The organism is Asanoa hainanensis, from assembly GCF_900188485.1.
GTDB lineage: Bacteria > Actinomycetota > Actinomycetes > Mycobacteriales > Micromonosporaceae > Asanoa > Asanoa hainanensis.
In genome coordinates this window covers 1-19,514 of the sequence record NZ_FZPH01000023.1, presented here as the reverse complement: position 1 = coordinate 19,514, position 19,514 = coordinate 1, and the positions used below count along the sequence as shown (strand labels likewise).

14 protein-coding genes and 4 pseudogenes are annotated in these 19,514 nt (G+C 68.8%); 13 read left to right on the top strand and 5 right to left on the bottom strand.

Annotation, left to right across the window (positions count from 1 at the left end; genetic code table 11):
* Nucleotides 1-28: 28 nt before the first annotated feature.
* Entirely contained in the window at nt 29-235 is a 207-nt protein-coding gene (locus tag CHC05_RS43205; protein ID WP_281257793.1) for a substrate-binding domain-containing protein, read from the bottom strand.
* Nucleotides 236-296: 61 nt separating this feature from the next.
* Nucleotides 297-1,046: pseudogene (locus CHC05_RS36195) on the bottom strand (LacI family DNA-binding transcriptional regulator); the annotation flags it as partial.
* A gap of 330 nt (nt 1,047-1,376) precedes the next feature.
* Here CHC05_RS36195 and CHC05_RS36190 point away from each other — a divergent pair.
* The 9 genes from CHC05_RS36190 (at nt 1,377) to CHC05_RS36150 (ending at nt 13,283) form a co-directional block, all read left to right on the top strand.
* The gene (locus CHC05_RS36190) at nt 1,377-2,846 is read left to right on the top strand and encodes a sugar ABC transporter ATP-binding protein (protein ID WP_245871396.1); all 1,470 of its coding nucleotides are present in this window, start codon (nt 1,377-1,379) and stop codon (nt 2,844-2,846) included.
* Nucleotides 2,843-3,874 (top strand): ABC transporter permease, encoded by a 1,032-nt coding sequence (locus CHC05_RS36185; protein WP_089255153.1) that lies wholly within the window; start codon nt 2,843-2,845, stop codon nt 3,872-3,874. The genes CHC05_RS36190 and CHC05_RS36185 overlap by 4 nt, the downstream gene beginning before the upstream one ends.
* Nucleotides 3,864-4,919, top strand: a complete 1,056-nt coding sequence (locus tag CHC05_RS36180) for an ABC transporter permease (protein ID WP_245871395.1) — start codon at nt 3,864-3,866, stop codon at nt 4,917-4,919. Before CHC05_RS36185 ends, CHC05_RS36180 begins: the two co-directional genes overlap by 11 nt.
* Nucleotides 4,916-5,986, top strand: a complete 1,071-nt coding sequence (rhaS, locus tag CHC05_RS36175) for a rhamnose ABC transporter substrate-binding protein (protein WP_089255152.1) — start codon at nt 4,916-4,918, stop codon at nt 5,984-5,986. The genes CHC05_RS36180 and rhaS overlap by 4 nt, the downstream gene beginning before the upstream one ends.
* A gap of 97 nt (nt 5,987-6,083) precedes the next feature.
* The gene (rhaI, locus tag CHC05_RS36170) at nt 6,084-7,265 is read left to right on the top strand and encodes an L-rhamnose isomerase (protein ID WP_089255151.1); all 1,182 of its coding nucleotides are present in this window, start codon (nt 6,084-6,086) and stop codon (nt 7,263-7,265) included.
* A gap of 2 nt (nt 7,266-7,267) precedes the next feature.
* Entirely contained in the window at nt 7,268-9,298 is a 2,031-nt protein-coding gene (locus tag CHC05_RS36165) for a bifunctional aldolase/short-chain dehydrogenase (protein ID WP_089255150.1), read from the top strand.
* Between the two features lie 27 nt (nt 9,299-9,325).
* A complete protein-coding gene (locus CHC05_RS36160) occupies nt 9,326-9,544 on the top strand; it encodes a helix-turn-helix domain-containing protein (RefSeq protein WP_218824790.1) in 219 nt (72 codons plus the stop codon).
* Nucleotides 9,541-10,989 carry a rhamnulokinase gene (locus tag CHC05_RS36155; RefSeq protein WP_089255148.1) on the top strand — a complete coding sequence of 483 codons (1,449 nt, stop codon included), beginning with the start codon at nt 9,541-9,543 and terminating at the stop codon, nt 10,987-10,989. Before CHC05_RS36160 ends, CHC05_RS36155 begins: the two co-directional genes overlap by 4 nt.
* A gap of 263 nt (nt 10,990-11,252) precedes the next feature.
* On the top strand, nt 11,253-13,283 hold the full coding sequence (locus CHC05_RS36150) for an alpha-L-rhamnosidase-related protein (protein WP_089255147.1): 2,031 nt from the start codon (nt 11,253-11,255) through the stop codon (nt 13,281-13,283).
* Between the two features lie 78 nt (nt 13,284-13,361).
* Here CHC05_RS36150 and CHC05_RS43335 read toward each other — a convergent pair.
* Both CHC05_RS43335 and CHC05_RS43330 read right to left on the bottom strand, forming a co-directional pair.
* Nucleotides 13,362-13,915: pseudogene (locus CHC05_RS43335) on the bottom strand (MmyB family transcriptional regulator).
* A 152-nt stretch (nt 13,916-14,067) separates the two neighbouring features.
* Nucleotides 14,068-14,256: pseudogene (locus tag CHC05_RS43330) on the bottom strand (helix-turn-helix domain-containing protein); the annotation flags it as partial.
* Between the two features lie 102 nt (nt 14,257-14,358).
* On the opposite strand from CHC05_RS43330, the gene CHC05_RS36140 reads away from it, so the two are divergent.
* Genes CHC05_RS36140 through CHC05_RS36130 form a run of 3 tightly spaced genes read left to right on the top strand, consistent with a single transcriptional unit; the run spans nt 14,359 to nt 16,833 of the window.
* On the top strand, nt 14,359-15,207 hold the full coding sequence (locus CHC05_RS36140; RefSeq protein WP_245871394.1) for an aldo/keto reductase: 849 nt from the start codon (nt 14,359-14,361) through the stop codon (nt 15,205-15,207).
* Nucleotides 15,188-15,838 (top strand): flavodoxin, encoded by a 651-nt coding sequence (locus CHC05_RS36135; RefSeq protein WP_218824789.1) that lies wholly within the window; start codon nt 15,188-15,190, stop codon nt 15,836-15,838. The genes CHC05_RS36140 and CHC05_RS36135 overlap by 20 nt, the downstream gene beginning before the upstream one ends.
* Nucleotides 15,839-15,849: 11 nt before the next feature.
* Nucleotides 15,850-16,833: an aldo/keto reductase gene (locus CHC05_RS36130; RefSeq protein ID WP_089255145.1), complete on the top strand. Its 984-nt coding sequence runs from the start codon at nt 15,850-15,852 to the stop codon at nt 16,831-16,833.
* Here the strand turns inward: CHC05_RS36130 and CHC05_RS36125 are convergent.
* On the bottom strand, nt 16,823-19,141 hold the full coding sequence (locus CHC05_RS36125; protein WP_245871393.1) for a glycoside hydrolase family 3 C-terminal domain-containing protein: 2,319 nt from the start codon (nt 19,139-19,141) through the stop codon (nt 16,823-16,825). The genes CHC05_RS36130 and CHC05_RS36125 overlap by 11 nt on opposite strands.
* Nucleotides 19,142-19,241: 100 nt before the next feature.
* Between CHC05_RS36125 and CHC05_RS42890 the strand changes: the two are divergent.
* Nucleotides 19,242-19,514 (top strand): annotated as a pseudogene (locus tag CHC05_RS42890) (IS701 family transposase); the annotation flags it as partial.

Sequence of the window (19,514 nt, the reverse complement as noted above, 5' to 3'; positions counted from 1 at the left end):
GCCGGTGAGGTCGCTGATGGGCGGGACCTCACCGGCAACCGCCGCTCGACTCTCGTACAACCAGATCCGGCTGGAACAGGACGTGACGATGTTGGTGGTTACGGCTGTTGAGGGACTCCTCCAGCAGCAGCTGCGCGGCTGTGCGCCCGAGCAGCGCGCGCGGCTGACGCACCGAGCTGAGTGGCACGGTCGCCGCCGCGGCGAAGTCGATGTCGTCGTAACCGACGATGGCCATTGTCTTCGGGCACCCGGACACCGTGGGCGGCCAGTCCCTGCAACAGACCGAGCGCGACCAGGTCGTTGCCGCAGAACGCCGCCGACGGCCGCTGCGCCGCCGGCAGCGCGACGAGGTCGTCGGCGGCCTGCCTGCCCGCCACCACCGACAGGGTTCCCGTGCGGTGGACGGACAGCCGCACCTTTCCGCCGTGCTCGTTGACGAGCGTGGCCGCGCCCGCGTGCCGGTCCTTGACCTGGCTCATCCCGAACGGCCCGCCGACGAAGGCGATGTGCCGATGCCCTCGCTCGACCAGGTGGTCGGCCGCGAGGCGCCCGCCGGCCACGTCGTCGACGGCCACCGAGCAGCGGCTCGGGTGGGCGGAGGTTCGGTCGACCAGAACTACCGGGATGCCGCGGGCGACCAGGGTGTCGATGCGCGGGCTCGGTCCGTCGGAGATCGGCGTGACCAGTACTCCCTGGACCCGTTGTTCCTCGAGCGAGTCCAGGTGCCGCAGCTCCCGTTCCGGTTCCTCACCGCTGTTGCAGACGACGAGCATCTGGCCGGCGTCCTCGATCACCACCTCCGCGGCGCGCACGACGTCGGTGAAGAAGGGGTTGGAGACGTCGAGCACGACGATCGCGATCGTGCGGCTGCGGCCGGCGCGGAGCTGGCGCGCGGAGTCGTTGCGCACGTACCCGAGCTCGGTGATCGCGTCGAGCACCTTGCGACGAGTTCTGGGCATGACGGTCTCTGGACGGTTGAGCACGTTGCTGACGGTCCCGATGAACACGCCGGCCAGGTGGGCTACGTCTTTGATACTCGCCGTCATCGTTTTCCAACCGTCCTCAGGGGAGGGATGCTGCCCGTTCTCTTGAAACGTACCAAATAGCGGACCAGGTGGAAGACGTTTGACCTGGTCCGGTCAACATCGTTTGCTGGCAGGCTATCGAGGTTCGTCCTCGATGGAGGGTGACCTGCACCCGCAGACCGCCGCTGATGGTCCGTCGCGAAACGGTAACGAGCCGGAAACCCTTGACCAGTCTCGGTTCCGATGAATAGAGTTCTTCGCATCGAATTAAAACGTTTCACAAGCCCGTGTTCATCGAAGACCGGGTGCGCGGAGGGGGCTGGTGTGCCACCGGTACTGGCATTAGAAGGCGTGAGCAAGTCGTTCGGCGCCGTCGCGGCGCTGCGTGACGTGCGCCTGGAGCTGCGAGCCGGGGAGGCGCACGCCCTGGTAGGAGAGAACGGCGCGGGCAAGTCCACGTTGGTCAAGATCCTCGCCGGGGTGCACGCGCCGGACAGCGGCAAGGTCCTGCTCGATGGTGCTGCGGTGACCTTCGGGGGGCCGGCCGAGGCCCGCGCCGCCGGCATCGCGGTCATCTACCAGGAGCCGACGCTGTTCCCGGACCTGTCGGTGGCGGAGAACATCTTCATGGGCCGGCAGCCGCTTCGTCGCGGCCGGCGGATCGACAGCGCGGCGACGCGGACGCGCGCCGCGGAGCTCTTCACCAGGCTCGGTGTGCGCATCGATCCCGACCGTCCCGCTCGCGGGTTGTCCATCGCCGACCAGCAACTGGTAGAGATCGCCAAGGCTCTGTCGGCGAACGCCCGCGTGCTGGTCATGGACGAGCCGACCGCGGCGTTGTCCGGCGTCGAGGTCGAGCGGCTGTTCGCGGTGGCACGGTCGCTGCGCGACGAGGGCGCCGCGGTGCTGTTCATCTCGCACCGCTTCGACGAGGTGTTCGACCTCTGCCAACGCATCACGGTCATGCGCGATGGTCGCTGGATCAGCACGGACGACGCGGCGGACGTCACCGTTGACACAGTCATCCGCACGATGGTTGGGCGCGAGCTGTCCACCCTTTACCCGAAGGTCGCCGCCGAGCCGGGCGACACCCGACTCGAGGTTCGCGGCCTGACCCGGTGGGGCTACTTCGACGACGTCACCTTCGACGTACGGGGCGGCGAGATCGTCGCATTGGCCGGCCTGGTCGGCGCCGGGCGCAGCGAGGTCGTCCGCGCCGTCTTCGGCATCGACCGGCCGGACGCGGGTGAGGTGCGGGTCGAGGGTCGGCGGCTCCCGCTCGGTGACACGCCCGCGGCGATCGCCGCCGGTCTGGCGCTGGTGCCGGAGGACCGGCGTCAGCAGGGCCTGGTGATGGAGCTGTCCGTCGAGCGCAACGCGACGTTGCCCCGGCGCTGGGCGCTGGCGAAGGCGGGCCTGCTGGTCGGCGGTGCCGAGCGCCGCTCCGCCGCGACCTGGGCCGAGCGGCTGCAGGTGAAGGCGGGCCACCCGACCGACCCGGTCAGCACCCTCTCGGGCGGCAACCAGCAGAAGGTCGTCCTGGCCAAGTGGCTCTCCACGCAGCCGCGGGTGTTGATCGTCGACGAGCCCACCCGAGGCATCGACGTTGGCACGAAGGCCGAGGTGCACCGCCTGCTCTCGGAGCTGGCGGCCAACGGAGTGGCCGTGCTGATGGTCTCCAGCGAGCTGCCCGAGGTGCTCGGCATGGCCGACCGCGTGCTCGTGATGCACGAGGGCCGGCTGGTCGCGGACATCGCGCGGGCCGAAGCGGACGAAGAGTCGGTCATGTTCGCGGCGACCGGCCAGAAGGAGGAAGCATGACGGCCACCGCGACGCCGGTCGCGCCGCGCACCAACGGGGCCAGCATCGCCCACCGCCTGTTCGTGGTGCGCGAGCTGGGCATCGCGCTGGCGCTGGTGTTGCTGATCGGCGTGACATTCGCGGTCAACACCCGGTTCCTGAACGCGCAGAACGTCAAGGACCTGCTGCTGGGTTCGTCGATCCTGGCGATCCTCGCGGTCGGCCAGGCGATTGTGATCATCACCCGCAACGTCGACCTGTCGGTCGGTTCGATCCTGGGTCTGGCCGCGTTCGCGACCGGCGCCATGTTCCAGAGCTCGCCGAACCTGCCGATTCCGGTCGCGATCATAATCGGGATGGCCCTGGGCGCCCTGTGCGGAGCGGTCAACGGCGGACTGATCGCCGCCGCGCGGGTGCCGGCGCTGGTGGTCACGCTCGGCACGCTCTACGTGTTCCGCGGCGTCGACTACACCTGGGCGACGGGTCGGCAGATCAACGCGGCCGACATGCCCGCGAGCTTCCTGCACATGGGCACCACCACGGTGCTGGGCGTGCCGGTGCTGGCGCTGTTCGCCGTCGTCGTGCTCGCCGGCGCCGGGATCTTCCTGCGCTCGTATCGCAGCGGTCGTGAGCTGTACGCCATCGGCTCGGACCCGGACGCCGCACGCCTGTACGGCATCCCAGTGGGTCGGCGGGTGTTCTGGGCCTTCGTCGCCAGCGGTGCACTGGCCGGCCTCGCCGGAGTCCTGCACGCGGCCCGGTTCGGCACGATCGACGCCAACGCCGGGCTGGGCAGCGAGCTCAACGTCGTCGCGGCGGTCGTCGTCGGTGGCGTGGCGATCTTCGGCGGCAGCGGCTCGGTCTACGGCGCCGCGCTCGGCGCGGTGCTGCTCACGACGATCGGCAGCGCGCTGCCCGTGCTGGGCATCAACCCGTTCTGGCAGCGGGCGGCGGTCGGCGTGCTGATCCTGGCCGCCATCGGCCTGGACCGTTCGCTGGCCGTGCGGATGGCCCGCCGGCTTCGAGGAGGCAGCGCTCGTGGCGCCTGAGACAGTCATCGACCTGGCAGCCCAGCCCCGGACGTCGCGGCAACGGCCGCCGTGGCTGCGCACGTTCGCCTCGTGGGAGACCACCGTCGTCCTCGCGCTGGTCCTGGTCATCCTGATCGGCAGCGCGACCATCGACGGCGTCGGCGACCCGCGCTTCTACCGGTTCGTGATCCTCGAGGCGATCCCGATCGCGCTGATCGCCCTGCCGATGACACTGATCGTGATCACCGGCGAGATCGATCTGAGCGTGGCCAGCACCGTCGGCCTGACCTGCAGCGCCATGGGCGCACTGTGGCAGGCCGGTGTCACGTCGCTGCCGCTGCTCATCCTCGTCAGCCTGGTCCTCGGCGCCGTCCTCGGTGCGGTCAACGGGGTGTTCGTGACCGTCTTCGGGCTGCCGTCGCTGGCCGTCACCATCGGCACCCTCGCCCTCTACCGGGGGCTGGCCTTCGTCGTCCTGGGCGACAAGGCGGTCGCCGACTACCCAGTGTCCTGGACGACGAACATGATCGCGCCGATCCCGGGCACCGTGGTGCCCTGGTTCGTGCTGGTCGTCGCCGTCCTCGCGCTGCTGTTCGGCGTGCTCCTGCACGCCACCCCGATCGGCCGCGCGTTGTACGCCATCGGCAACAACGCGGAGGCCGCCGCGTACTCCGGTATCGCGGTGTTGCGCACCAAGTTCTGGTTGTTCGTGGCCACCGGCGCGGTCTCCGCGTTGGCCGGTGTCTTCTGGACGTTCCGGTTCGCGTCCGCCCGGGCCGACAACGCGGACGGCCTCGAGCTGTCAGTGGTGGCGGCGGTTCTGCTGGGCGGTGTCTCCATCTTCGGCGGTCGCGGTGCGCTGCTCGGTGTGATCGCCGCGGTCGCGCTCCTCGGCACCCTGCGCAACGCGCTGCAACTGGCCGACGTCCCGGCCAACGCGTTGACGATCGTCACCGGAACGCTGCTCATTCTCTCCGTCGTCGGGCCCAACCTCGTACGAACCGTGCGCGAGCGGCTCCGCAGACGGCAACCGACACCCCCGATGGAAAGGACCCAGAGATGAGAATTGGATCCACCCGTCTGCTCGCGACGGCGGTAGCGGCCGCGTTGGCGCTCGGCCTGACCGCCTGCAGCAGCGACAGCACCGAGCCCGATGCCGCATCACCCAGCGGCGGCAGTGGGAACGCGACCGGCACCATCAAGGAAGGCCTGAAGATCACCTTCCTGCCCAAGCAGGTCAACAACCCGTACTTCGACATCTCCGACAACAAGGGCGGCAAGGTCGCGGTCGAGGAGTTCAAGGGGACGTTCGCGCAGACCGGTCCGTCCGAGGGCAGCCCGTCGGCGCAGGTCTCCTACATCAACACCCTGTCGCAGCAGCAGACCGACGTGATCGTGATCTCGGCCAACGACAAGGACGCCGTCTGCGGCGCCCTCACCGAAGCCAAGACCGCGGGTGCGAAGGTCGTCACCTACGACTCCGACACCCGACCCGAATGCCGCGACATCTTCGTCAACCAGGCAACCGGCGACGGCATCGCCAAGAACCAGATCAAGCTGATCTCCGACGCGGTCGGCCCCGACGGCGGCGAGATCGCGATCCTGTCGGCCTCGGCGAACGCGACCAACCAGAACGCCTGGATCGAGCTGATGAAGACCGAGCTCGCCAAGCCGGAGTACAGCAAGCTCAAGCTGGTCGACACCGTCTACGGCGACGACAAGGACGAGAAGTCGTTCCAGGAGGCGCAGGGCCTGCTGGCCAAGCACCCCAATCTCAAGGGCATCATCTCGCCCACGACGGTCGGTGTCGCCGCCACGGCCCGGTACCTGTCCGGGTCCTCGTACAAGGGCAAGGTGGCGCTGACCGGTCTGGGCACGCCGAACCAGATGCGCGCGTTCGTGAAGGACGGCACCTGCAAGGCGTTCGCCCTGTGGAACCCGGCCGACCTGGGCTACCTGGCCGCGTACGCGGCCGGTGCGCTCGCTTCCGGGATCATCACCGGCAAGGAAGGCGACAAGTTCAAGGCCGGCAAGCTCGGCGAATACACCGTTGGCGCCAACGGCGAGGTCGTGCTCGGCGACCCGTTCACCTTCGACGCGGCCAACGTCGACCAGTTCAATTTCGGCTAAGCCGCAGTGACCGCCGGTGTGGGGGACGTTTTCGACCCCACCTCGACCCCACACCGGCCACTGATCACCTCGTCACCGCTATTTCTGGAGAGCACGAATGACCGACATTGACCCGTCCACCCGAAGCCGCGTGCTGGCGGCCTTGCGCGATCAGCGGATCGAGACCGCGTCATGGGCGTTCGGAAACTCCGGGACGCGGTTCAAGGTGTTCGCTCAGGCGGGCGTGCCCCGCAACCCGTACGAGAAGATCGCCGACGCGGCGACCGTGCACCGGTTCACGGGGGTGGCTCCGACGGTGGCGTTGCATATCCCGTGGGACAAGGTCGAGGACTACGCGGATCTGGCCGCGTATGCCAAGGAGCGCGGCGTTGGTCTGGGTGCGATCAACGCCAACGTGTTCCAGGACGACGACTACAAGCTCGGCTCGGTGACCAACCCGGATCCGCAGGTGCGGGCCAAGGCGTTGGCCCATCTTTTCGAGTGTGTGGACATCATGGACGCCACCGGGTCGCGGGACCTCAAGCTGTGGTTCTCGGACGGCACCAACTATCCGGGACAGGACAGCATTCGGGCACGGCAGGACCGGCTCGCGGAGGCGCTCTCGGCGGTGTACCGGCGCCTGGGTGAGGATCAGCGGATCCTGCTGGAGTACAAGCTTTTCGAGCCGGCGTTCTACACAATGGATGTTCCCGACTGGGGCACCGCGTTCGCGCACTGCCTAGCGCTGGGCGGCAAGGCCCAGGTGGTCATCGATACCGGGCACCACGCACCGGGTACGAACATCGAGTTCATCGTCGCGGTCCTGCTGCGGGCCGGCAAGCTCGGCGGGTTTGACTTCAACTCCCGTTTCTACGCCGACGACGACCTGATGGTCGGCGCGGCCGACCCGTTCCAGCTCTTCCGGATCATGTGCGAGATCGTGTCGGCGGATGCGCTGCGGGCCGAGGCGGGGATCGCGTTCATGCTCGACCAGTGCCACAACATCGAACCGAAGATCCAGGCGGTGATCCGCTCGGTGATGAACGTGCAGGAGGCCACCGCCAAGGCGCTGTTGGTCGACGCCTCCGCGCTCGCCTCCGCCCAGCGCGACGGTGATGTGCTCGCTGCCAACGAGGTGCTGATGGACGCGTACCAGACCGATGTCCGGCCGCTGTTGCGTGACCTGCGCGGCGAGATGGGTCTGGAGCCGGATCCGATCGCCGCCTACAAACAGTCCGGCTACCTCGAGACGGTGACGTCTTCGCGGGTGGGTGGCAACGCCGCCGGATGGGGAGCCTGAGCATGTCCATCGTGGAAGAACTGATCGACCGGTCGAACCGGCTGGGATCCGATCCGCGTAACACGAACTACGCGGGTGGGAACACGTCCGCGAAGGGCGTCGACACCGATCCGGTGACCGGCGGCGACGTGGAGCTGTTGTGGGTCAAGGGTTCCGGCGGAGACCTCGGCACCCTGACCGCGCCAGGGCTGGCCGTGCTGCGGCTGGACCGGCTGCGGGCCCTGGCCGACGTCTATCCGGGCGTCGAGCGGGAGGACGAGATGGTCGCCGCGTTCGACTACTGCCTGCACGGGCGGGGCGGGGCGGCGCCGTCGATCGACACCGCGATGCACGGCCTGGTCGACGCCGCGCACGTCGACCACCTGCACCCCGACTCCGGGATCGCGCTCGCGACCGCGGCGGACGGGCCGGCGCTGACCAAGGAGATCTTCGGCGACCGGGTGGTGTGGGTGCCGTGGCGCCGGCCCGGGTTCCAGCTGGGTCTGGACATCGCGGCGGTCAAGCGGACGAACCCAGCCGCGATCGGGGTGATCCTGGGCGGCCACGGCGTCACCGCCTGGGGCGCGACCAGCGACGAGTGCGAGACCAACTCGCTGGAGATCATCGAGGCGGCAGCGGCATACCTGGCCGAACATGGCCGCCCAGAACCGTTCGGTCCGACCATCGCGGGCTACGCGCCGCCCGCACGACAGGAGCGGCGCGAACGGGCGGCCGCCCTGGCCCCGGTGATCCGGGGTTTGGCGTCCACCGACCGTGCGATGGTCGGTCACTTCACCGACACGGACGTGGTGCTGGACTTCCTCGCCCGTGCCGAACATCCGCGACTGGCCGCGCTGGGCACCTCGTGCCCGGACCACTTCCTGCGCACCAAGGTCCGCCCACTGGTTCTGGACCTGCCTCCGACCGCGCCGTTGGAGGCGGTCGTCGCCCGTCTCAAGGAACTCCACGCGGCGTACCGGGAGGACTACCGCGCCTACTACGAGCGGCACGCGAGCCCCGACTCACCGGCGATGCGCGGCGCCGATCCGGCCGTCGTCCTGGTGCCCGGTGTCGGGATGTTCTCGTTCGGCGCCAACAAGCAGACCGCCCGGGTCGCCGGCGAGTTCTACGTCAACGCGATCAACGTGATGCGCGGCGCGGAGGCGGTCTCCCGCTACGCGCCCATCGACGAGGCGGAGAAGTTCCGCATCGAGTACTGGGCTCTGGAGGAAGCCAAGCTCCAGCGGATGCCGAAGCCGAAGCCTCTGGCGACCCGGGTCGCGTTCGTCACCGGCGGCGGCTCCGGCATCGGCCGCGCCATCGCGCACCGGTTGGCCGCCGAGGGCGCCTGCGTGGTGGTGGCCGACCGCGACTCTGCCGCTGCGGCAACCGTGGCAGCGGAGATCGGTTCGACGGATGTTGCCGTGGCGGTTACCGCGGACGTGACCGATACGGGTGCGGTCGTCGCGGCGCTGCGCTGCGCGTCGCTGGCGTTCGGCGGTGTGGACCTGGTCGTCAACAACGCCGGCCTGTCGATCTCCAAGCCGTTGCTGGAGACCACCGACGGCGACTGGGACCTGCAACACGGTGTGATGGCCCGCGGCTCGTTCCTGGTGGCCCGCGAGGCCGCCCGCATCCTGGTCGAACAGGGCATGGGCGGCGACGTCGTCTACATCTCCTCCAAGAACTCGGTGTTCGCCGGCCCGAACAACGTCGCCTACGGCGCGGCCAAGGCCGACCAGGCGCACCAGGTGCGCCTCCTGGCCGCCGAGCTCGGCGGCCACGGCATCCGGGTCAACGGCATCAACCCCGACGGCGTCGTACGCGGCTCCGGCATCTTCGCCGGCGGCTGGGGAGCCAAGCGCGCCGCCGTCTACGGCGTCCCCGAAGAGGAGCTCGGCGCCTACTACGCCCAACGCACCCTGCTCAAACGCGAGGTCCTCCCGGAACACGTCGCCAACGCCGTCTTCGCGTTGACCGCCGGCGACCTGTCCCACACCACCGGCCTGCACATCCCCGTCGACGCCGGCGTCCCCGCCGCATTCCTGCGGTAGGCAGAACGCGGGAAAGGAATGATTCTCGTGGACGCGACCCCGAAGGTGGATCCGCCGGTCCTCGACGAGGACGCTCTCGCCGTGTTGCGGCTGCTCGCGCAGGGGCTGCCGATCGACACCGTCGCCGTGCGCCTGGGGGTCTCCGGGCGCACGGTGCGGCGTCGAAGCCGGGCCATCTGCCAACGGCTCAACGTCTCCGCGCCCATCGCCGCCGCGGTGTGGGCCGCACAGCGAGGACTTTTGTGAGCACAGCGGTAGCAGCGGTCGACCTCGGTGCCTCCAACGGGCGGGTGATGGTCGCCCGCGTCGAGCGGGACCGGCTCGACCTGACCGAGGTTGCCCGCTTCGAGAACGTGCCGGTCCGGGTCGCCGGCACCTTGCACTGGGACATCCTGCGCCTGTACGACGGCGTGCTCCAGGGTCTGCGTGCCGCCGGCCCGGTCGCGTCGGTGGGCATCGACTCCTGGGCCGTCGACTACGGGCTGCTCGACGCTGACGGCCGCCTGCTCGGCAACCCCGTGCACTACCGCGACAACCGCACCGAAGGGATCATGGCGAAGGTCGCCGCGGAGGTGACACCTGCGCAGCTTTACTCGACGACCGGCATCCAGTTCCTGCCGTTCAACACCATCTACCAGCTTGTCGCGGCCTCCGGCAGCGCACAGCTCGCCGCCGCCGCTCGCCTGCTGATGATTCCCGACCTGATCGCCTACTGGCTGACCGGGCGCGCCGCGTCCGAGGTGACGAACGCCTCGACCACCCAGCTGCTGGACGCCCGCACCGGCGACTGGTCCCTGGACCTGGTCGGCCGGTTGGGAATCCCTGCCACACTCCTGCCAGAGCTATGCCGCCCGGGAGACGACCTTGGACCGGTCCTTCCCGACGTCGGTGTCGCGGACGGCGTGCGCGTCACCGCGGTCGGCTCCCACGACACCGCCTCCGCGGTGGCGGGTGTGCCCGCCCGCGGTGACCGGTTCGCCTACGTCTCCTGCGGCACCTGGTCGCTGGTGGGCGTCGAGCTCGACCAGCCCGTCCTGACCGAGGACAGCCGGCTCGCGAACTTCAGCAACGAGGCCGGCGTCGACGGCACCGTGCGCTACCTGCGCAACGTCATGGGCCTGTGGATGCTCCAGGAATCAGTGCGGACCTGGCGGTCGCAGGGCATGAACGTGACGCTGACCGACCTGCTGCGCGATGCCGCCCGCCTGCCGGCGTTCTTCTCCGTCGTCGACCCCGACGACCCGACGTTCCTGCCGCCGGGCGACATGCCGGCGCGCATCGCCGACGTGTGCCGCCGCACCGGCGAACCCGTGCCGGTCGACCCGCCGGCCATCACCCGCTGCATCCTGGACAGCCTCGCACTGGCGCACCGGCGCGCCGTCCGGGACGCCGTGCGGCTCAGCGGCCGCGACGTCGACGTCATCCACCTCGTCGGCGGCGGCGCCCGCAACGCGCTGCTGTGCCAGCTCACCGCCGACGCGTGCGAACTGCCGGTCGAAGCAGGACCGATCGAGGCGGGCGCCCTTGGCAACGCGTTGGTCCAGGCCCGCGCTCTCGGCGCCGTCGACCGCGACCTGTTCGGTATGCGGGCCTTGCTGCGGGCCACTCAGGAGCTCCGCCGCTTCGAACCGGTCGACACGGCGGCCGCGCGTTCCGCCGACGCGCGGCTACGCGTGCGCACGACTCGCTGAACCGTCCACTCGGCAAACCCTGATCCACTAAGGACGATTCTGTCCACATCGGTGTGGCCTGATGCGGACGCCGGTATTGACTAAGCAACATCGACAACCGACTCTGTCAACACAGAGACGTTCCGCCGGCGTTTCCATCCGGTTTCCCTGCCGCTCGAACGGACGCCTCTCATCCCCACCCCACCCACCTGTGCGTCCGTGTAGGCACCGTCAATGAAACGTTTCATGATGGTGGGTCGCGGACGCGGACCCTAGGAGGATCCGTGCAGGAACTCAGCGTCCGACCGAGCCGCGGACGGCGCCGCAGAATCATCGTCGCGGCCCTCACCGGCGCCGTGACCCTCGTCGCGACCGCCGCAGCGGTCATCACCGCCGCAGCACCCGCCGCGGCCGCACTGCCGACCTGGCCGGCCAACCCCAACTGGCAGAGCCTCGTGCCGGGCCCGACCAGCGACAACGTGCGCGCCGTCGCCATCACCCGGACCGCGGGAACCGTCACCAACGCAACGGCGCTGACCGGCCAGAGCACCGGCTCCACCGTGCTGACGCGACCGTCGTCCGGGGGCCGCTCCGCCGTGGTGGTCCTCGACTTCGGCAAGGTGGTCGGCGGCACGCCGTACATCACCGTCTCCAGCGTCTCGTCGTCCACGCAGAACGTGCGCATCTCGACCAGTGAGGCCCTGCCGTTCCTCACGAACTCGAGCGGCGCGTACGTCAACGACAACGGCTCGCAGATCAACTTCTCGGTCAACGGCGCACGCACGTACACCGGTGCCCTGCGTGGTGGGTTCCGGTTCGCGGCGATCGAGCTCACGACGGCCGGCTCGGTCACGCTCACTGCCGCCGGCGTCAACTTCCGGGCCTACCGGGCCGGACCTGACCGCTACCAGGGCTGGTTCATGTCCAGCGACAACCAGCTCAACAGGATCTGGTACGCCGGCGCCTACACCGCGCAGATGGACATGGTCCCCGCCGGCGTCGCATCGTGTTTCACCGTGCCGGTCATCTTCGACGGCGCCAAGCGGGACCGGGCCATCTGGTCCGGCGACCTCATGATCACCAACCCGGTGATGATGCTGTCGATCGGCACCAACGGAGTCCCGTACATCAAGGGATCGATCAACAGCATCACCAACCTGCAGGCGTCCAACGGGCGGCTGACCAGCGCGGTCGGCTTCCGCGGCTGCGGCGCGTTCGACTATGCGGTCACCTACTCCGCGTACTCGGCGATCCTCGCCATCCAGTACTACCGCTACAGCAATGACACCGCCTACATCAACGGCTTGCGGTCCAGGCTCGAGTCCGCCGCCTCCTACCACGCCACCCGGGTCAACGCGAACGGCCTCGTCGTCACTAACGACAACGACTACTGGCAGACCCGACAGGACGGCGAGGTCACCGAGTACAACCTCGCCTACTACGAGTTGCTCCAGAACATGATCTGGATGGAGAGCCGGGTCGGCACCGCCGCCCGTGTCACCGAGTACACAAACAAGGCGGCGGCGCTCAGGACCGCGATCAACGCGCGCCTGTGGAACGCGTCGGCCGGCCGTTACCAGCACACCAACACCCGGCCGAACGTGTTCCCGCTGGACGCGAACATGAACGCGATCCGCCTCGGCGTCGCGCCGGCGGACCGGGTGCAGAGCATCCTGACCTACTTCCGCAACGGTTGGCAGGCGCACGGCAGCCCCATCTCGCAGCCGTCACCCAGCATGGCCGACCCCTACGGCCACACCATCGAACCGCTCAACAACACCTGGGAGCTGATGGCCCGGTTCGGCAGCGAGGACACCGCCGGCGGACTCGAGCTCATGCGGCGGCTGTGGGGTCTGCAGGTGGACCCGAACAGCGGCTACTACACGGGAACGTTCTGGGAGTTCGTCAACAGCAACGGCCTGCCGGGCCGCGGCTTCGACAGCCTCGCCCACGCGTGGGGCGCCGGCCCGACGCAGGTCCTCACCGAGTCGGTCCTCGGCGCGACCGCGGTGAATCCCGGCTACACGACCTGGCAGGTCAAGCCCCAAGCAGGCGACGTCACCTGGGCGCAAGGCCAGGTGCCCACCCCGAGCGGATCCTTGAGCGTCCGGTGGGCTCAGGACTCGACTGGTCAGTTCCATCTGCAGGTCGTCTCGCCGAGCGGCACCGGCGGAGAGGTCTGGGTGCCGTTGGCCAACGCCACGACGGCGACCAGTTCCGCGATTACGTCGGGCGCGACGTTCCTGCGGCGTAGCGGGCGCTACGACGTGTACCGGGTGGGTGCCGGCACGTTCGAGTTCGGCTCGACACCGTAGGGGAGAGGTTTCCTCGAAGGCGATGAACGCGAGCCCGGCTCGGCGGTGACGAGCCGGGCTTCGTCGCGGTCCGGTCCGTTATCCGGCAGTGCGTCTCTCTGGTGGCGTGCGGCTCTCGGCGGCGTCCGCTTCCCTAGCGCTCCAGCTCGCCAGGAAAGCGACAGCCTGCTCGGTCGGGCTGGCCGGTTCGAAGGTGTAGGTGATGATGGTCAGCCCCGGGTCTGCCGGGAGGTGAAGGGCTTCACCGGTGAGGTCGAGGTCGCCGGCGATCGCGTGGTGCAGCGTCTTGCGGGCCGTGTAGTGGAGTTTGACGTTGTGCGTGGCCCACCAGGTGCGGAACTGGTCGCTGCGGGTGCTGAGCTCCCCGACGAGGTCGCTCAGACCGCGGTCGTACGGGTTACGGCCGGCCTCGGTCCGCAACGCTGCGACGCAGTCGGCCGCGACGGTCTGCCACTCGCGGTAGAACTCTTGGGATCCAGGGTCGAGGAACAGGTACCGGGCGAGATTGAAGGCGCGTGCTCCCCGGTGCGCGTCAGCGAAAAGGCACGGCCGAGGCGGTTGGTCGCCAGGATGTCCATGCGTCCGTTGCGGGCGTACGCCGGGGAGCCGATCGTGTCGAGGATCCGCTGCACGCCTGGACGCACGCCGGTCCGGCTGCCCGGGCGCCGCGGTTCGCGAGTCGGGCCGTGAGCGGCGTTGGCTGTGTCCGCCAGGTCGAACAGGTGCGTTCTTCCTCGTCCAGCTGCAGCGCCCGCGCCAGGCCGTCGAGCACCGGCACGGAGACACCGGTCAGGTTGCCGCGTTCCAGCCGGGTGTAGTAGTCGGTGCTCATCCCGGCGAGCATCGCGACCTCTTCGCGGCGCAGCCCCTTGACCCGCCGCTTGCCGCCGAAGACCGGGACCCCGGCCTGCTCCGGGGTGAGGCGTTCGCGGCGGGAGGTGAGGAAGTCCCGCACCTCGTCCCGGTTGTCCATGTCTTCGACCGTACGGCGCTGACCCGCTCGCAGGGAGGGTCTGGCATTACCGGGGAAGGCCGTCACTGCCTGATCAGGCGAAGATGGCGTTTCCTCTGAGAGGTGACTGCACTGATCACTCTGAACAATGGCGTACGGATGCCGATCCTGGGGTTCGGTGTCTTCCAGGTCCCGGCGGAGCAGACCGAGCAGGTGGTCTCCGACGCCTTGGCGGCCGGTTACCGATCCCTCGACACCGCCGCCTCCTACGGCAACGAGGAGGCGGTCGGGCGGGCGATCGCCAGCAGCGGCATCCCACGTGGCGACCTGTTCGTGACCACCAAGATGTGGATCCAGCACACCGGAGAGGACACTGCCCGGCGGGAGTTCGACCTGTCGCTGCGCCGGCTCGGCCTGGACTACCTGGATCTGTATCTCATCCACCAACCGCTCGGTGACTACTACAGCTCCTGGCACGCGATGGAGAAGGTGTACGGCGAGGGCCTGGCCAGGGCGATCGGGGTGTCCAACTTCCACCCCGACCGCCTCGTCGACCTCATGACCCACAACGACATCACCCCGGCGGTCAACCAGATCGAGACGCACCCGTTCTTCCAGCGCCGCGAAGACCAGGACCTGATGCGTGCGCATGGCGTGCGGATCGAGTCCTGGGGGCCGTTCGCCGAGGGCAAGAACGACCTGTTCACCAACCCGACCCTGACCGAGATCGGCGCCGCGTACGGCAAGTCGGTCGCGCAGGTCGTCCTGCGCTGGCTCATCCAGCGCGACGTCGTCGTCATCCCGAAGTCCGTGCGGCCCGACCGGATGGCCGAGAACCTCGACGTCTTCGACTTCGCACTCACCGACGACGAGATGACCCGCATCGCGGCTATGGACACCGGCCGGACGGCCTTCTTCGACTACCGCGACCCCGAAATGGTCAAGTGGCTAGGTGGGCGGCGTGTCGACTGACCGGACGCCTGCGGTACACCGCCGCTCCGTCTTGGCTGGAGCCGTCCTGGCTGCCGTGAGCGGCTGCACCGCCTCGCGGAGGGGCGCAGACGAAAGGCGCGGCACGCGCTCTCGGGTCCTGCTGGCCTACTTCTCACGGGCCGGCGAGAACTACTGGAACGGAGGGCGTCGGCGCCTAGCGGTCGGCAACACGCAGGTCGTCGCCGAGACCATCGGCCGGCTCATCGCCTGCGACCTGCACCGCATCGAGGCCGCCGACCCGTACCCCGACGCGTATGACCCCATGGTCGCGCGCAACGTTCGTGAGCAGCGGGCCGACGCCCGCCCGGCGATCGCGACGCCGTTGCCGTCGATCGACCGCTACCACACGGTGCTGCTCGGCAGCCCGATCTGGAACGTCCGCGCACCCATGATCATGTCGACCTTCACCGAAGGCCTCGACCTCATCGGCAAGACGGTGCACCCCTTCACCACCCACGCGACGAGCGGACTCGGAACGACCGAACGCGACTACGCCGAATCGTGCCCAGGGGCGAACCCCGGCGAGGGTCTCGCCATCCGCGGCGTGGAAGCAGCCGACGCCACCCCAGCCGTCGAGGCGTGGCTGCGCCGCATCGGCCTCAAACCGTAAGGAGACAGCAAATGGAGAAGCGCACACTCGGCAACGGGCTCGAGGTCTCGGCTATCGGACTGGGCTGCATGGGGCTCAGCCACGGCTTCGGACCGCCGGTCGACCACGAGGACGGCATCGACCTCGTCCGTGCTGCCGTCGACAGCGGCGTCACCTTCTTCGACACCGCTCAGGTCTACGGACCGTTCACCAACGAAGATCTCGTCGGACGGGCTCTGGCGCCGATCCGGGAGCAGGTCGTGATCGCCACCAAGTTCGGCTTCGCCTACGAAGGCGACCGCTCCACCGGCCTGAACAGCCGGCCCGAGCACATCAAGGCCACCGTGGAGGACTCGCTGCGCCGCCTCGGCGTGGACCACATCGACCTGCTCTACCAGCACCGGGTCGATCCCCGAACCCCGATCGAGGACGTCGCCGGCGCGGTCCGTGACCTCATGGCCGCAGGCAAGGTCGGCCACTTCGGGCTGTCCGAAGCCGGCGTCGACGTCATCCGCCGCGCGCATGCCGTGCAACCGGTGACCGCCCTCCAGAGCGAGTACTCCCTGTGGTGGCGTGAGCCCGAGGAGAAGATCCTTCCCACGTTGTTGGAGCTCGGCATCGGGTTTGTGCCCTTCAGCCCGCTCGGCAAGGGCTTCCTCACCGGCGCGATCGACAACACCACGCCGTTCAGCGAGAACGACGTCCGCAATACCCTGCCGCGGTTCACCGAGCACACCCGCGCCGCCAACCAGGCGCTCGTCGACCTCATCTCGACCATCGCCACCCGCACCGGCGGGACCAACGCGCAGATCGCACTGGCCTGGCTGCTGGCCCAGTACCCGTCGATCGTCCCCATCCCCGGTACGACGAAGATCCACCGCATGCGGGAGAACGTCGCCGCAGCGGACATCCGCCTGGCACCCGACGACCTCGACGACATCACCTCGGCCGCGGAGGCGGTCACCGTCCAGGGCGAGCGCTACCCCGAACACATGCAACAAATGATCAACCGCTGACGTCGGCGTTATGCGCGAACCGCTCGAGCAGGACGGCAACGGTCGCCTGGTCGAACCCCACTCCGGGAAAGTTCGCCAGGCTGTGCAGGGGAAAGTTGCCGAGCAACCGCATCAGGCTGGGGTCACCGAGGATGCCGAGCGGCGCACCATCGGTATCGGTTCCGACCGCACGGCGCAGCGCGTCGGCTCCCGCCGGGTCGGCCAGCCAATCTTCCAGCGTGGCCATGGCGTCGAGCGGGACCGGGATGTCGGGTGCGGCGATCGCCGCCGTCGTCGACAGCCGAAGGTCTCGTGAGGAGGCACCGACAAAGAGTTGGTATGTGCCCGCCTCGACCACCCACCGTCGGTGGGCAGAGGACCAGTACGCCAAATCCCGCGCGCCGAGGTGGAAGGTCACGGTGCGTTGTTCACCAGGATAGAGGGAGATCTTGACAAACGCTTTCAGCTCCCGCACCGGTCGGGTGACCTTCCCGTGCGGAGCGCCAACGTAGAGCTGCACGGTCTCCTTGCCGACGCGGTCGCCGGTGTTCTTCACGGTGCAGGTCAGTTCGACCGCGAGGTCGTCCCCCTCGACGCTGCCCGTCACTACCGCGTCGACGTCGCCGTAGGCGAAGGTGGTGTATGACAAACCATGTCCGAACGGATAGCTGACCTGCCGATCCGCGAAGTCGTAGCCGCGATAGCCGACGAAGATGCCCTCGCCGTACCGGACGTGTCCGTGCTCCCCGGGAAAGTTCAGGTGCGCCGGGCTGTGCTCCAGCCGCAGCGGCAATGTCTCGGCGAGCCGGCCGGACGGGTTTGCCTTGCCGAGGAGCAGGTCGGCGATGGCACCGCCGGCCGCCTGCCCGGCCAGCCAACACTCCAGGACCGCCGAAGCATCGTCTTCCCACGTAGACAGGCAGACCGCCGATCCGTTCGCCAGCACGACGACGACCCGCGAGTTCACCGCCCGGAGCGCGCTCAGCAGGGCGACCTGGTTGGCGGGCAGATCCATGTGGTCACGGTCGAAGCCCTCCGACTCGGCAGCCGGCGGCAGGCCCAGGAACAGGACCACCGTCGTCGCCCGTTTCGCTAGCGCGACCGCCTCAGCGGTCAGCCGTGCGTCCTGGTCGCCGTCGAGTCTGAAGGCGGGCGCGAAGGCGACTTCGACCCCTGCCGGAACCGCCTCGCGCAACTCCTCGAGCGGCACGTCCACCCGGGTCGGGTTGACCTGCGAGCTCCCCGCGCCCTGAAAACGCGGCGTGCGGGCGAACTCGCCCATCACGGCAATCAGGTCACCCGCGTCCGGACGCAACGGCAACACGCCGTCGGCGTTCTTCAACAGCACCGCACAGTCTGCGGCGGCCGTTCGGGCCAGCTGGTGATGCGCCGCGGCGTCAAAGCCGTTGGCACGGCGAGCTGCGGTTGCCTTATCCACAAGCGACAGTACGCGGAGCACCGCCCGATCGAGCAGCTTCTCGTCGAGCAGACCGTCACGCACAGCCGCCACCAGAGCGGCGTCGCTGACCTCCGTGTTGGGTGGCATCTCCAGGTCGAGGCCGGCGGCGAGCGCGGCGACCCGGTCGTGCACGGCGCCCCAGTCCGAGACCACGACTCCCTCGAAGCCCCACTCCGCACGCAGCACCTCGGTCAACAGCCACCGGTGCTGCGAGGCGTGGATTCCGTTGATCCGGTTGTACGCGCACATCACCGTCCACGGCTGTGCCTCGCGGACGACACGTTCGAACGCCGCGAGGTAGATCTCGCGAAGAGTCCGCTCGTCGACGTCAGCACTGACCCGCAACCGGTCGGTTTCCTGGTTGTTCGCGGCGAAGTGCTTCACTGACGCTCCCACGCCCCGGCTTTGCAGCCCGCGGACGAGCGCCCCTAGCGTCCCGGAGACCAGGGGGTCTTCCGAGTAGTACTCGAAGTTGCGGCCACACAGCGGTGACCGCTTGATGTTGATGCCCGGTCCGAGAACGACGGCCACGCCCTGGGCGAGCGCCTCGTCTGCGATCGCGGTACCGATCTCCTCCACCAGGTCCGGGTCCCATGACGATCCGAGCGCGGAAGCGGTGGGAAAGCATGTGGCCGGCAGGCTGCGACCGATGCCAACCGGATCACCGTGATCAGGCTGGCGCCGCAACCCGTGCGGGCCATCCGCAACCATGACCGACGGGATGCCCAACCGCGGCACCGGCGTGGTGTGCCACATATCGGATCCGCGGCATAACGACACCTTCTCCTGCAGCGTGAACTGACCCAACCGATCCACCAGAGCAGCCCTCCTCGCATCGCGGATTGCAGTGCGACATTCCCGCGGGTTCAAAGAATCTGTCTTATGGATGTTCCCGACCGCACACCTAATACTGCAACGGCACTTTGGTCAGTGACGTTGCCGCTGGTCGAGCGTTGTTTTTGGTGTGGATGTGGTCGATCGGTGGCTGACGGAGCTTGATCGTTTCTGTGAGCGGATCGGGCCGCGGTTCGGTCGGGTCGAGCCGCGGTCGCGGGCCGCGCGTTATATGTGCGGGTTGGCTGCCGGGTTGGACCGTCGTAACGGCTGGACGATCGCCGAGCATGCCGGCGAGGTGAGCCCGGACGGCATGCAGCGGTTGCTGCGCCGGGCGGAGTTCGACGTTGACGGGGTCCGCGACGACGTGCGTGAGCTCGTGGTCGGCCACCTCGGCGATCCGGACGCG

Bases quoted from the DNA above. Each gene is read 5' to 3' on its own strand.
- CHC05_RS43205 (WP_281257793.1), bottom strand. From the start codon at position 235: ATGGCCATCGTCGGTTACGACGACATCGACTTCGCCGCGGCGGCGACC.
- CHC05_RS36185 (WP_089255153.1), top strand. From the start codon at position 2,843: ATGACGGCCACCGCGACGCCGGTCGCGCCGCGCACCAACGGGGCCAGC.
- rhaS (WP_089255152.1), top strand. From the start codon at position 4,916: ATGAGAATTGGATCCACCCGTCTGCTCGCGACGGCGGTAGCGGCCGCG.
- rhaI (WP_089255151.1), top strand. From the start codon at position 6,084: ATGACCGACATTGACCCGTCCACCCGAAGCCGCGTGCTGGCGGCCTTG.
- CHC05_RS36165 (WP_089255150.1), top strand. From the start codon at position 7,268: ATGTCCATCGTGGAAGAACTGATCGACCGGTCGAACCGGCTGGGATCC.
- CHC05_RS36130 (WP_089255145.1), top strand. From the start codon at position 15,850: ATGGAGAAGCGCACACTCGGCAACGGGCTCGAGGTCTCGGCTATCGGA.